11 protein-coding genes are annotated in these 14204 nt (G+C 34.7%); 8 read left to right on the plus strand and 3 right to left on the minus strand.

What is annotated here, in order from left to right:
- Positions 1-37: 37 nt before the first annotated feature.
- From STRINF_RS05775 to STRINF_RS05785, 3 genes are read left to right on the plus strand one after another with little or no spacing between them, the layout of a single operon-like run.
- Positions 38-2590, plus strand: coding sequence for a type I restriction-modification system subunit M (locus STRINF_RS05775; protein ID WP_006532112.1), 2553 nt, complete (start codon positions 38-40; stop codon positions 2588-2590).
- Between the two features lie 3 nt (positions 2591-2593).
- Positions 2594-3844, plus strand: a complete 1251-nt coding sequence (locus STRINF_RS05780) for a restriction endonuclease subunit S (protein WP_006532113.1) — start codon at positions 2594-2596, stop codon at positions 3842-3844.
- A gap of 16 nt (positions 3845-3860) precedes the next feature.
- Entirely contained in the window at positions 3861-7001 is a 3141-nt protein-coding gene (locus tag STRINF_RS05785; RefSeq protein WP_006532114.1) for a type I restriction endonuclease subunit R, read from the plus strand.
- A gap of 26 nt (positions 7002-7027) precedes the next feature.
- On the opposite strand, the gene STRINF_RS05790 is transcribed toward STRINF_RS05785, so the two are convergent.
- Positions 7028-7954 carry a site-specific integrase gene (locus STRINF_RS05790; RefSeq protein ID WP_196792636.1) on the minus strand — a complete coding sequence of 309 codons (927 nt, stop codon included), beginning with the start codon at positions 7952-7954 and terminating at the stop codon, positions 7028-7030.
- A gap of 11 nt (positions 7955-7965) precedes the next feature.
- Positions 7966-8493 (minus strand): restriction endonuclease subunit S, encoded by a 528-nt coding sequence (locus STRINF_RS05795; protein WP_081442279.1) that lies wholly within the window; start codon positions 8491-8493, stop codon positions 7966-7968.
- Positions 8494-8670: 177 nt separating this feature from the next.
- Between STRINF_RS05795 and STRINF_RS05800 the strand changes: the two genes are divergently transcribed.
- The 4 genes from STRINF_RS05800 (at position 8671) to STRINF_RS05815 (ending at position 12974) form a co-directional block, all read left to right on the plus strand.
- On the plus strand, positions 8671-9369 hold the full coding sequence (locus STRINF_RS05800; RefSeq protein WP_006532117.1) for a GntR family transcriptional regulator: 699 nt from the start codon (positions 8671-8673) through the stop codon (positions 9367-9369).
- 301 nt (positions 9370-9670) lie between these two features.
- Entirely contained in the window at positions 9671-10003 is a 333-nt protein-coding gene (locus STRINF_RS05805; protein WP_006532118.1) for a putative DNA-binding protein, read from the plus strand.
- Between the two features lie 46 nt (positions 10004-10049).
- Positions 10050-11609, plus strand: coding sequence for a signal recognition particle protein (gene ffh, locus STRINF_RS05810; protein WP_006532119.1), 1560 nt, complete (start codon positions 10050-10052; stop codon positions 11607-11609).
- A 279-nt stretch (positions 11610-11888) separates the two neighbouring features.
- Entirely contained in the window at positions 11889-12974 is a 1086-nt protein-coding gene (locus tag STRINF_RS05815; protein WP_006532120.1) for an iron-containing alcohol dehydrogenase family protein, read from the plus strand.
- 159 nt (positions 12975-13133) lie between these two features.
- On the opposite strand, the gene STRINF_RS05820 is transcribed toward STRINF_RS05815, so the two are convergent.
- Positions 13134-13934, minus strand: a complete 801-nt coding sequence (locus tag STRINF_RS05820) for an AraC family transcriptional regulator (RefSeq protein WP_006532121.1) — start codon at positions 13932-13934, stop codon at positions 13134-13136.
- Positions 13935-13967: 33 nt separating this feature from the next.
- On the opposite strand from STRINF_RS05820, the gene STRINF_RS10570 reads away from it, so the two are divergent.
- Complete coding sequence (locus STRINF_RS10570) at positions 13968-14072, plus strand: hypothetical protein (RefSeq protein ID WP_231158968.1); 105 nt, start codon at positions 13968-13970, stop codon at positions 14070-14072.
- Positions 14073-14204: the final 132 nt, after the last annotated feature.

Below are 14204 nucleotides of genomic sequence, written 5' to 3' on the forward strand. Positions count from 1 at the left end.
TATATAAATTAGAAAATCAAGTAATCGGAGGAAGATTATGAATAAACAGCAACTTGCTTCAAAAATTTGGGAATCAGCTAATAAAATGCGTTCTAAAATTGAAGCTAACGAATATAAAGACTATATTTTGGGTTTTATATTCTATAAATTCCTTTCTGAACAAGAAGAAAAATATTTAAAGGAAAATGACTGGACTGACAAATATTTATGTGAACTAACTGAAGAAGATCCAGAAGTTGTTGAAAGTATTCAAAAAAATCTTGGATATTTTATTTCATACAATAATTTATTTTCTACTTGGATTAAAAAGGGTAGTGATTTTAGTGTCCAAGATGTACGAGATGCATTATCAGCTTTTAGTCGATTAATAGATTCTGCTCACAAAGATGTCTTTGAAGGTGTTTTTGATACACTGCAAACTGGACTTTCAAAATTAGGTGAAGGTTCAGCTTCTCAAACAAAAGCTATTAGTGATTTAATCTATCTTATTAGGGATATTCCTATGGATGGAAAACAAGATTATGATGTTTTAGGATTTATCTATGAATACCTGATTAGCATGTTTGCTGCAAATGCTGGTAAAAAAGCTGGTGAATTTTATACCCCTCACGAAGTTTCACTGTTAATGTCAGAAATTGTTGCTGAACATTTAAAAGATAGAGAGTCAATTAAAATCTACGATCCTACAAGTGGTTCTGGCTCATTGCTGATTAATATTGGTAAAAGTGCCTCAAAATATATATCTAATAAGGACAATATTAAGTATTATGCCCAAGAGTTAAAGCAGAACACATATAATTTGACACGTATGAATCTTGTTATGCGAGGTATTTTGCCAGATAATATTGTTACGCGAAATGGAGATACCTTGGAGGATGATTGGCCTTATTTTGATGACAAAGATCCAATTGCTACTTATGAACCTTTGTATGTTGATGCAGTTGTTTCTAATCCGCCATATTCACAATCATGGGATCCTACTGATAAAGAAACTGATCCACGATATGCTCGCTTTGGATTAGCGCCAAAAGGAAAAGCAGACTATGCCTTTTTACTTCATGATCTTTTTCACATTAAAAGCGATGGAATCATGACAATCGTATTGCCACACGGTGTATTATTCCGAGGTGGTGAAGAAGGCGAAATTCGTAAAAACTTAATTGAACAAAATCATATCGATGCTATTATCGGTTTACCGTCAAACATCTTTTTTGGAACCGGTATTCCAACGATTATCATGATTTTGAAACAAAAACGTGAAAATACTGATGTATTGGTAGTTGATGCCTCTAAAGGTTTTATTAAATCAGGAAAAAATAATAAATTACGAGCTTCTGATATTAAACGTATTGTTGATGTTGTGATAAATCGTGAAAATGTTGCAAACTTTTCGCGCGTGGTATCTCGCGATGAAATTCGAAACAATAATTACAATCTTAATATTCCTCGTTATGTTGATTCTTCAGAGAAAACTGAAAGTTGGGATATTTTTGCAACAATGTTTGGTGGTATTCCAAAATCTGAATTAGAAGATTTAAGTGATTTTTGGAATGCTTTTCCAAATTTAAAATCAGATTTATTCCAAGAGATAAATGCATCTACGTATCAATTAAAAGTGTCTGATATCAAGAAAGCTGTTTTTTCTCATCCAGAAATTCAACAGTTTTTTGAAACATCTCGAAAAGTTTTCTCAGACATTCCGCAATATATGCGAGAGGAATTAATTGATCATATTAATGAAGTACATGTTCAGAGAGAAGAAGAAAAATTAGCACAATATATATTTAAACGTTTAGAAAGCATGCCGCTAATTGATAAATATGATGCGTATGAGAAATTAGATACACAATGGCAGTATATGCAAACTGATATTGAGATTCTTCAAACAGAAGGATTTGACGCTGCAAAAAAAGTTGATCCTAATCTAGTTATCAAGAAAAAATCAGGTAAAGAAGTAGAGGTTCAAGAAGGATGGCTGGGACATGTTTTGCCATTTGATTTGGTCCAAAAGGAATTACTGGCTGATGAAGTTAACTCAATTTCTAATAAGGAAAATCGCTTAAATGATATTTCAGCAGAAATCGAAGAACTTTTTGAAGAATTACCAGAAGAAGAAAAAGAAAAAGACTTCGTCAATGATGCTAAGGATGCATTTGTTAATGCTAAAGTTAAGAAAGCTCAAAAGGATGAGACACTGGATCTAGCGGTAAGAGATATCTTAAAACAAGTAGTTAGTCTTCAAAACGAAGAAAAATCTCTTAAATCTGATGTAAAATCAGCTGTTGACAATCTCCAAAATAAAACTAAAGTTCAAATTGAACAATTGTCTAATGCCCAAGTTTACATGCTATTGGAGAAAAAATGGATTACTCCATTCATCGAACAAATGCAATCACTGACTCAAGAGTTAGTCAATGAGTTAGTTCAAAAAATTGAACAACTTTCTCAGAAGTATGATGAAACACTATCTGATATCGATAATGAAATAAAAGAAGCAGAGTCTACTTTAGCTTCAATGTTACAAGATTTAGAAGGTAACGAATTCGATATGAGTGGTATTCAAGAACTCATTAAATTATTGGGAGAATAACTGATGAAAGATACAAATAAGTTAAACCCAGAAGTTCGTTTTTCAGGATTTACTGATGATTGGGAACAGCGTAAGTTGTCGGATATATACAGAGATATTGGAAATGCATTTGTTGGAACTGCTACTCCGTATTATGTTGAAGAGGGACATTTCTATCTTGAATCCAATAATGTAAAAGACGGACAGATAAACCATAATACCGAAGTATTTATTAATGATGAGTTTTATGAGAAACAAAAAGATAAATGGCTGCACACTGGTGATATGGTTATGGTTCAATCTGGACATGTTGGTCATGCTGCTGTAATTCCAGAAGAGCTGGACTGTTCAGCCGCCCACGCACTTATTATGTTCAGAAATCCAAAGTTTAAGATTGAACCGTATTTTTTGAATTATCAGTACCAGACAGTCAAGGCAAAAAAGAAAATCGAGAACATAACAACAGGTAATACCATTAAACATATCCTCGCTTCTGAGATGCAGAAATTTATTGTGGACGTAGCTTCATATGATGAACAAGAAAAGATTGCTGGATTCTTCAGCCACCTCGACAGCCTCATCACTCTTCATCAGCGTAAGTTAAATGGTCTAAAAAATGTAAAAAAAGCTATGCTTGAAAAAATGTTTCCTAAAAATGGTGAAAGTGTTCCAGAAATTCGTTTTTCAGGATTTACTGATGATTGGGAACAGCGTAAGTTGTCGGATATATACAGAGATATTGGAAATGCATTTGTTGGAACTGCTACTCCGTATTATGTTGAAGAGGGACATTTCTATCTTGAATCCAATAATGTAAAAGACGGACAGATAAACCATAATACCGAAGTATTTATTAATGATGAGTTTTATGAGAAACAAAAAGATAAATGGCTGCACACTGGTGATATGGTTATGGTTCAATCTGGACATGTTGGTCATGCTGCTGTAATTCCAGAAGAGCTGGACTGTTCAGCCGCCCACGCACTTATTATGTTCAGAAATCCAAAGTTTAAGATTGAACCGTATTTTTTGAATTATCAGTACCAGACAGTCAAGGCAAAAAAGAAAATCGAGAACATAACAACAGGTAATACCATTAAACATATCCTCGCTTCTGAGATGCAGAAATTTATTGTGGACGTAGCTTCATATGATGAACAAGAAAAGATTGCTGGATTCTTCAGCCACCTCGACAGCCTCATCACTCTTCATCAGCGTAAGTTAGATAAGTTAAAAACAGTAAAAAAAGCAATGCTTGAAAAAATGTTTATTTAGTAATTAGGAGAATATTATGGTTTTTAATAGTGAATCAGAATTCGAAGAAGCCTTAATTAAACTCCTTTCTGAAAAGGGCTGGGAGAAAAAAGTTTTAAAAAACTATACAGAAAAGGATTTATTACGTAACTGGGCTGATATTCTTTTTGAAAATAATCGTGGTATTGATCGTCTAAATGATTATCCACTTACAGATACTGAAATGCAACAGATTTTAGAGCAAATTGAAAATTTGCGTACACCATTAAAATTAAATGGCTTTATTAATGGTAAAAGTGTTTCAATAACTAGGGATAATCCAGATGATAAACTCCATTATGGAAAAGAAGTGAGTTTAAAAATTTATGATCGCCGTGAAATTGCTGCTGGTCAAAGTCGTTATCAGATTGTTCAGCAACCTAAATTCCCTACAAAATCTAAAATACTCAACGACCGTCGTGGTGATTTAATGCTTTTGATTAATGGAATGCCTGTTATTCATATTGAGTTAAAGAAAAGTGGCGTTCCTGTCAGTGATGCTTACCACCAAATTGAGAAATATTCGCGAGAGGGAGTATTCACAGGACTATTTTCATTAGTTCAAATTTTTGTTGCAATGGAGCCTGATGAAACGGTCTATTTTGCAAATCCGGGTCCAGATGGTCAATTTAATAAAAGTTATTATTTCCATTGGGCTGATTTTAATAATGAACCTATTAATGAGTGGGATAAAATTGTGTCCACACTTTTATCGATTCCGATGGCACACCAATTAATTGGTTTTTATACAGTTGCAGATAATTCAGATGGCGTTTTAAAAGTTATGCGTAGTTATCAATATTTTGCAGCAAATGCTATATCCGATAAAGTAGCTCAAACAAATTGGGATGGTGATAATCAATTAGGTGGTTATGTTTGGCATACAACAGGTTCAGGGAAGACAATGACAAGTTTTAAATCTGCTCAATTAATCGCAGCTTCTAAGGATGCAGATAAAGTCATTTTTTTAATGGATCGCATTGAACTAGGAACTCAATCTTTAAAAGAATACCGAGGATTTGCTTCAGAGAATGAAGGAGTACAAGCAACAGAAAATACTGGTGTTCTTATTGCTAAGTTAAAAAGTACTGAGCCTTCAAATACGTTAATTGTGACATCTATTCAAAAAATGAGTAATATCAAGAATGAACCAGAAGGGCTTAATTCTAGTGATATTGAGTTAATGAACAGTAAACGCATAGTGTTTATTATTGATGAAGCTCATCGTTCAACTTTTGGTGATATGCTTATTACGATTAAAAAGACATTTCCAAAGGCAATCTTCTTTGGATTTACGGGTACACCAATTCAAGAAGAAAATCAAAAGAAAAACAATACAACCTCGACTGTGTTTGGAAATGAATTACATCGTTACAGTATTGCTGATGGTATAAGAGATAAAAATGTTTTAGGTTTTGATCCATATAAAGTTCTTACTTTTAGAGATAAAGATATACGACAATCAGTTGCTTTAGAAAAAGCAAAAGCTAAAACTGAAGAAGAAGCTATTTCTGATCCTCAAAAAGCTAAAATATATTATAAATATATGGCTTCAAATGAAATTGGAATGGCAGGACATACTGAAGATAATGGGCGATACGTAAAAGGAATAGAAGATTATGTTCCAATGGTCCAATATCAAACTGATGATCATATTAACAGTGTAGTTAATGATATCTTAGAAAATTGGGTAAGGTTAAGTCGCGGTGGCAAATTTCATGCAATATTTGCCACGAGCAGTATTCCAGAGGCTATTGTCTATTACCGAAAATTAAAAGAATTGAAACCTGATTTAAAAGTTACTGCATTATTCGATCCTAATATTGACAATAGTGGAAATATTGATTTTAAAGAAGATGGGTTGTCTGAAATTATTAAAGACTATAACAAAAGATATGATCAAAACTTTGCTATTCCAACGTTTTCTAAAATGAAGAAAGATATTTCAGCTCGTTTAGCTCATAAGAAACCATATCAAAGATTATCTACAGGTCAACAAATTGATTTATTAATCGTTGTTGATCAAATGTTAACTGGTTTTGATTCTAAATGGATTAATACTCTTTATATGGATAAAATCCTTCAATACGAAAACATCATTCAAGCTTTTTCTAGAACTAATCGTTTATTTGGTGACGAAAAGCCATTTGGTACAATTCGTTATTATAGAAAACCCCATACGATGGAACGAAATATAGAAGATGCTGTAAAATTGTATTCTGGAGATAAGCCATTAGGATTATTTGTTCAGCATATTGTTAAAAATATCGAAAATATGAATCGTTTGTATAAAGAAATTTCCGATTTATTTATACACTCAGGTATTAAGAATTTTGAGAAAATTCCAGATGATAAATCAGTTTCTCGTAAATTTGCCAAACTTTTTAGTGAATTCAAAGCATGTTTAGAGGCTGCTAAAATTCAAGGTTTTACCTGGAAAAAGGATATATATACAGATGAATCTCAGCAAATAAAAGTTAATTTTACTAAAACGGAATATTACGTACTATCATTGAGATATCAAGAACTTTATTCTAAAGACTCTGGTGATGGAATTGATGTTGGAGAAGATATAGTTCCGTATGATATAAGTTCTTACATTACAGAACTTGATACTGGTGTGATTGATGCAGATTATATGAATTCACGATTCAGCAAGTATTTAAAATTACTAAATGATTCTTCATCAAGTAAAGCAATATCAAATGCTGAGGAAGAGCTTCATAAAACTTTTGCAACTTTGACACAAGAAGAACAAAAATTTGCTAATATTTTTCTTCATGAAATTCAACGAGGAGAAGTAGAGGTATCTGAGGACAAAACGTTTAGAGATTATATAACAGAATATATAGCAAGGAATAAAAATGATCAAATTCATAATTTAGCTGAAAACCTTGGTCTCGATGAAGAGAAATTACGTTATATAATGAACTTGAAGCTTAATGAAGCAAATATTAATGAATTTGGACGTTATTCAGAGTTAAAAGATACTGTTGATAAAGGAAAAGCAAAAGAGTATCTGGAAAAAATTGAAGGAAAGAAAATCATTCCTCCAAAAGTTGGAATAAAAGTAGATAAATTATTACGAAATTTTATTACAAGTGGTGGATTTGATATAGAAATAGTCGATGAAAAATAAAAGAAGGAGAGAGTCTCCTTCTTTTTTTACGAATTCAAACTTGATAATGACCACATGATAATATCGATATCTTTGCTTTCTAGTTCGTTAATGATGTGAAGATATGTTTTTTGTGTTGTTGTCATGTTTGAGTGTCCTAGTCGTCTAGCCACACTTGCTATAGAAACGCCTGCAAAGAGCAGTAGTGAAGCGTGTGTATGACGTAAACCATGGATAGAAATAATTGGAACGCCAGCGTTTTTACAATGACGCGCTAGACGGTCATTGACAGTAGAATTGTACACTTTTCCTTTGACAAAAATAGGTTTGTCTTCGGGTAAACTTTTTAAAAGCTCAGCAAATTGAATAACGGTTTGCCAATCAATAGGGATTTTACGAACAGAAGATTCGTTTTTTGTAGGAAGAAAGCCACCGTTCTCTTTATAGTTCCATGTTTTTGAGACAGAGAGAGTTTGTCTTGTTAAATCAAAATCTTTTGGGGTTAGTGCTAAAGCTTCGGAAAATCGCAAGCCTGTTTTAGCAATAAGAAGAATGAGCCAATCCATATTAATCTCACTTTTTAAATCCAAATCATCAAGAAGTTTGTGGAGTTCATATTGATTGAGAAATTTAGGCTTCTTTTCGCGTGGCTGTTTTCCTTTTATGATAGCTTTTCGAGTTGGATCCCGTGGAATAAGTCCCTCATCTACTGCATCAAGAATCGCACATTTTAAATGATGATGAAAATCCATAGTTGTTTGTCTTTCGTGAACACTAGCGTATTGATTTAATATTTTTTGATAAGAAATACGGTCTAAATGCTGTATCTGTAGTTTTGGTACAAGCTTTTCAAGCCATCGATAGGCCATATAATATTTTTGCATAGTGATTGGTCGAATCGCTCCCTCTTTATAAACCATAATCCATTGTTTGTAGTAGTCACAGAATAACATTTTTTCAGAATTGATTATCATTTCATCCATTTTTATAAGCCTCCTGACAATAATGTATCACAACACCTATAAAATATCTGTTTTAAGGTATAAAATACCTTACGCTGATGAAGAGTGATAGTGTCGTCGAGTTGTTGGAAGAATGAGCCAATTTTTTTTTGCTCTTTGAAACTTGGTAGAAAGGCAAAAACATTATTAATCACACTTTTAGATAAACTAGGAACACCTGTTGATTCATCATATTTCTTCCAATTAATTTTTTTAAAAATTGCTAAGGTAAATTGTAAGTCAATATTTGTTTGTGGAGTAGCATAGAATAAAGTATCTACAGTCCAAAATGGTGCTTTAAGCAAGTATGGTTTATCGATTGTTCCTTTTCGTCCGATACCAATGGCATCAGTTTTTTCTGATAAAGCTTCGTTGACACTTAGCATATATCCACCAGTACCATAAACAGGTATATTTCCTTTGTTAAGGTGTTTATAGTCTCTACCAGAATGAACATCAATAATTTTATCTAACTTACGCAGTTCCCAAGCGTGATTATCTCCTTCCCCAATTCTTCCAGCGCTAGCTAATTTTCTACATACTCACAAAGAATTCACACAAACATTGTTCTTTCATAATTCTTTACAGCCCTGCCAACTTCCAAAAGAAATAATATCGTGACTAAAAACTTCCTTGATTTTATGCTAAAATAGAGCTAAGTTATTTAGAACAGAACGGGAGTAGAGGTTATGATTCCAGCATATATTAGAATTCATGATGCGTTAAAGAAAAAGATTGACGATGGTTTTTGGGAGATTGGTCAGCGTTTGCCGAGTGAGCGTGATTTGGCGGATGACTACGAGGTGAGTCGTATGACGCTTCGTCAGGCGATTACGCTTTTGGTGGAAGAAGGGATTCTTGAGCGCCGTGTGGGTAGCGGGACTTATGTGGCGAGTCATCGCGTGCAAGAGAAGATGCGAGGAACAACGAGTTTCACAGAGATTGTGCGTTCACAAGGCAAGAGCCCGTCATCTCAGGTGGTTTCTTATCAGCGTAAGCCTGCTAATGAGACTGAAATTCAGCAGTTGCAACTGAAACCTAGTGATTATGTGGTTCGCATGGAGCGTGTGCGTTATGCGGATAACATGCCGCTTGTTTTTGAGGTGGCGTCAATCCCAGAGAAGTTGATTCGTGAGTTTAAGCGTGAGGATATCACGGAGCATTTTTTCCAGACTTTGACGGATAATGGTTATGAGATTGGTAAGAGTCAACAAACCATTTATGCCAAAAATGCGAGTGAGCGCGTGGCTAACTACCTTAAGGTTCCGAAAAATCATGCCGTACTGGCTTTGACACAGGTCTCATATTTCACAGATGGTAGACCATTTGAGTACGTACACAGTCAGTATGTCGGCGACCGCTTCGAATTTTATTTGGAGAATAATTAAAAATAAGAGAGCAAGTTTTCTTGCTCTCTTTTGTCATCAAATATAAAAAGGTTGAGAACCCTCGGGGATTTTCCTTGAAAAAATCAAGGCGGCAGCACCTTTACCTAGTACAACTGCACTCTTTGGATAAATCGTCACCGATTTAAACTCAGTCTCAACCTTGCTTTATTGTATCATTTTAGAGAAAGTTACACTAATTTTTGCTTCTAAACTGATATCGCTTACGACTTTTATGACTTATTGGGTGTGATTAACCAATTCTAACTATTAAAATTAGGCAAAATATGGTAAAATAAAGGCTATGGAAATTGAAAAAACCAATCGTATGAATGCTCTTTTTGAGTTTTATGCTGCGCTTTTGACAGATAAGCAGATGAATTATATCGAACTGTATTATGCGGATGACTATAGCTTGGCTGAGATTGCTGAGGAATTTGGTGTTAGCCGTCAGGCAGTTTATGATAATATCAAACGTACTGAAAAGATTTTAGAAGCTTATGAGATGAAGCTGCACATGTATTCGGATTATATTGTTCGCAGTCAGATTTTTGATGAGCTTTTGGATAAATACCCATCAGATGATTTCTTGAAAGAAAAGATTGCCATTTTGAGCAGTATTGATAACCGAGATTAATTTACAGATAATTGATAATTTATAGATTTAGGTAGGAGAATTTATTATGGCTTTTGAAAGTTTGACAGAACGCCTGCAAGGGGTTTTTAAAAATATTCGCGGAAAGAAAAAGCTATCTGAAAAAGATGTTCAAGAAGTAACCAAAGAGATTCGCTTAGCTTTGCTTGAAGCTGACGTTGCTCTTCCGGTCGTTAAGACATTTATCAAACGTGTTCGTGAACGTGCCGTTGGTCATGAAATCATTGATACGCTCGACCCAACACAACAAATCGTTAAAATCGTTAACGAAGAATTAACAGAAATCCTTGGTTCTGAAACAGCTGAGCTTGAAAAATCACCTAAAATTCCTACAATCATTATGATGGTCGGTCTTCAAGGTGCTGGTAAAACGACATTTGCTGGTAAATTGGCTAACAAGCTGATTAAAGAAGAAAATGCACGTCCAATGATGATTGCGGCTGATATCTATCGTCCAGCAGCCATCGACCAATTGAAGACTCTTGGTAGCCAAATCAATGTTCCAGTCTTTGATATGGGAACTGACCACTCAGCCGTTGAAATCGTGACAAATGGTTTGGCACAAGCCAAAGAAAACCACAACGATTACGTTATCATCGATACAGCTGGTCGTCTGCAAATCGATGAAGCTTTGATGCAAGAACTTCGTGATGTTAAAGCTCTTGCGAAACCAAATGAAATTCTTTTGGTTGTTGATAGCATGATTGGTCAAGAAGCTGCTAATGTCGCTGACGAATTCAACAAACAATTGGATATCACTGGGGTTGTCTTGACTAAAATTGATGGTGATACTCGTGGTGGTGCGGCACTTTCTATCCGCGAAATCACTGGTAAACCAATCAAATTCACTGGTACTGGTGAAAAAATCACTGATATCGAAACGTTCCACCCAGACCGTATGTCAAGCCGTATCCTTGGCATGGGTGACTTGCTCACATTGATCGAAAAAGCAAGTCAAGAATACGATGAAAAACGTTCAATGGAACTCGCTGAAAAAATGCGTGAAAACACCTTTGACTTTAACGATTTCATCGAACAACTTGACCAAGTTCAAAACATGGGACCGATGGAAGACTTGATTAAAATGATTCCTGGTATGGCTAACAACCCAGCTCTTAAGAACTTCAAGGTTGATGAAAAAGCTGTCGCTCGTAAACGTGCTATCGTGTCATCAATGACACCTGAAGAACGTGAAAATCCTGATTTGCTAACACCTAGCCGTCGTCGTCGTATTGCAGCTGGTTCAGGTAACAGCTTTGTTGACGTCAACAAATTCATCAAAGATTTCAACCAAGCAAAACAAATGATGCAAGGTGTCATGTCTGGTGACATGGAAAAAATGATGAAGAAAATGGGTATCAACCCAAATAACCTTCCTAAAAACATGCCAAACGGCATGGACATGTCATCACTTGAAGGTATGATGGGACAAGGTGGTATGCCAGATTTATCTGCTTTGAGTGGTAATATGGATATGAGCCAAATGTTTGGTGGTGGTCTAAAAGGAAAAGTCGGACAATTTGCCATGAAACAAGCTATGAAGCGTCAGGCTAATAAAATTAAGAAAGCTAAGAAAAAACGCAAATAGAAAAAAGAAGGAGAACACTTGTTACATTCGAGTGCTCTCTTTGTTTTTAATAATTTGAGCTATTCAAAGAAAATCAAAATCTAATATGAAATGAGCCACTGCCCCAAAACCGATAACTAGCAAGTGACATCATCAGTTTTGGATGATCCTTGTAGCTGTATGCAGTTATACAAATGCTAAATATTTCAATAGTACTGATAAATTAATTTTAAAAAAATAGTATATATTTTCAAAATAGGTGTATAATAATGATAATACTTTAGAAAAAGAGGGTTTAATATGACAACAACAATGATGTCAAATTATAGTTATGGTGTAGATGCATACAAAGAATTACCAGACGTTCTCAAAAAGTATGATTTTAAGAAGATTGCTTTTATTGGAGGAGAAAATGCCTTAGCAAGTGCTGAGAAGGAAGTTCGACAAGTGCTAGAAGGTACTTCCTATGACATTTTAACAAGTCTAGTATATGGTGAAAATTCTACTCTAGCTACCATTGAGCGGTTAGCCGCTGATGAAAATGTCCAAAAAGCAGATGTTATTTTTGGTTTTGGTGGTGGTAGAGCACTAGATACAACTAAAATGGTCGCAAAAACACTAGATAAGCCTGTATTTACCTTTCCAACCATTTGTTCTAATTGTTCAGCAGGAACAGCTATCGCTGTTGTTTACAATGAAGACCATTCTGTCAACTCATATGGCTATCCCGATGCTCCGTTACATATTTTTATCAATACTCGTATTATTGCGGAAGCACCAACAAAATACTTTTGGGCAGGGATTGCAGATGGTATTTCAAAAGCGCCAGAAGTTGAACACGCCTCAGATGAGGCTCTAAAAAAAGGACAAATCCTGTCACATACAGCAACCTTGGGACGTGCAATTGCCTTATCATCTAAGGAAGCCTTTTATCGTTATGGTGAAGAAGCCATGAAAGATGTGGAAAGCAGTCGTGCTAGCAAGGCTGTCGAAGAAATCGCCCTTGATATCATTGTCTCAACAGGATATGCCTCAAATCTAGTTAATCAACCAGACTTTTATTACAATTCTGCCCACGCTCATGCCTTTTATAACGCCACTATGTCAATTCCTCGTCAGGGAGAATATTTGCACGGTGTGGTAGTTTCGTTTGGTGTCTTAGTCCTTCATGCTTATTATGATGAAATGGATGAACTTACACAAGTAGCTGAATTTAATAGAAAGCTAGGCCTTCCAGTTACCTTGGAAGATTTGGGACTAGAAGAAAAAGATGTTCCTAAAATTGTTGAAGTTGCAATGACGACAAATGAATACAAAAATACACCGTTTGATCCGGAAAAATACAAACAGGCAATCCTAATAGCAGATCAATTGGGAAGAAAATGAAATTATTACTCCTTCGCATACTCAAGAAAAGAATACATTTGAGTATGGAAGGATAAATTTATAAATAGGTTCTACAATCTTTGTTACGAAGTTCTCGACAAGATTGTAGAGCCTATTTTTGACTTTGAAATCAGCCTTTAGTTTAGCCTCTGTCACGTATTAGCTGTTATTTTGTAATTGACAAGTCTGATTACAACAAGTGTCACAAGGGAGTCTTGTTGTAAGAAGAGTTGTTTGCTTTTTCAATTCATGAGGATAAACACCTATATATTTTTTGAAAAGGCTTGAAAAACGACTATGTGATTTATAACCGACAGCGTTAGCAACCTCTTTAATCTCTAATTGCGTTGTTGTTAACAAATGTTCAGCCAAGTTCATGCGTTGCTCTTGAATATACTCAGTGATTGTCATGTTATATTTGAATTTAAATAGATTTTTTAGCTTTGTCTTACTCATCATAGCGATTTTTGCTAGTAAATCTTGGGGGATAGTGGTGGTCAAATGATCATTGATGTAATGTTTGACATTATCCAGGACTTGATTATCGTCAGGGTTAATCTTTTTCTCTTTTTGTTGACTATAGTAATCATCGATGATTATGCTTAGCCACTCTTTCGCTTTGACTTCGTAAAAAAGTTCACTCCCTACGGATGAAATCTTATAATTGAGAATTTCATCAGCAATTTTACTTATCTTATCACTAATAAAACATTTCGTTTCTTGGAAAATTTGAAAAATCAGCTCTTGACTTAATTCGTATTGTCCAACTAAATAGTCATCAATTATTTTTTGTGTAAAGTGTACATTAAGAATATGATAGTTAGAATGTTTGTGTAGGCGGAATTGAAGCGATTGATGATGATTGAAAAAGACACGGAAATTTCCATTGTTAGCGATAACAAGAAAGCTAAAAAAGATGCGCTCACCTAGTTTGGTTTGAGCGATAAGCTGGAAAGACATCCGCAAAGTTTATCAGGAAGAGAAAATCAACGTTTGTTATTAGCGATGGCAAAAGCTTCCAATAAACCTATCATCGTTTTAGATGAGCCTACAAGCGGCTTGTGTCACGGACAACGGACAAATGACCAAAATGATTGACGATTTACAAGAAATGGCACATAATGGAAAAACAATTATCGTTGTGACGCACGATTATGAGTTAATCAAGAATTGCAAAGGTAATATTATTGAGTTTGTTGAATAAAAAATCCCCGCAGTTTAAAAGCTATG

Origin of the sequence: Streptococcus infantarius subsp. infantarius ATCC BAA-102 (genome assembly GCF_000154985.1) — a bacterium.
Taxonomy (GTDB): domain Bacteria; phylum Bacillota; class Bacilli; order Lactobacillales; family Streptococcaceae; genus Streptococcus; species Streptococcus infantarius.

Bases quoted from the DNA above. Each gene is read 5' to 3' on its own strand.
- STRINF_RS05805 (WP_006532118.1), top strand. From the start codon at position 9,671: ATGGAAATTGAAAAAACCAATCGTATGAATGCTCTTTTTGAGTTTTAT.
- STRINF_RS05785 (WP_006532114.1), top strand. From the start codon at position 3,861: ATGGTTTTTAATAGTGAATCAGAATTCGAAGAAGCCTTAATTAAACTC.
- STRINF_RS05790 (WP_196792636.1), bottom strand. From the start codon at position 7,954: ATGATAATCAATTCTGAAAAAATGTTATTCTGTGACTACTACAAACAA.
- ffh (WP_006532119.1), top strand. From the start codon at position 10,050: ATGGCTTTTGAAAGTTTGACAGAACGCCTGCAAGGGGTTTTTAAAAAT.
- STRINF_RS05775 (WP_006532112.1), top strand. From the start codon at position 38: ATGAATAAACAGCAACTTGCTTCAAAAATTTGGGAATCAGCTAATAAA.
- STRINF_RS05815 (WP_006532120.1), top strand. From the start codon at position 11,889: ATGACAACAACAATGATGTCAAATTATAGTTATGGTGTAGATGCATAC.
- STRINF_RS05820 (WP_006532121.1), bottom strand. From the start codon at position 13,934: ATGTCTTTCCAGCTTATCGCTCAAACCAAACTAGGTGAGCGCATCTTT.
- STRINF_RS05780 (WP_006532113.1), top strand. From the start codon at position 2,594: ATGAAAGATACAAATAAGTTAAACCCAGAAGTTCGTTTTTCAGGATTT.
- STRINF_RS05800 (WP_006532117.1), top strand. From the start codon at position 8,671: ATGATTCCAGCATATATTAGAATTCATGATGCGTTAAAGAAAAAGATT.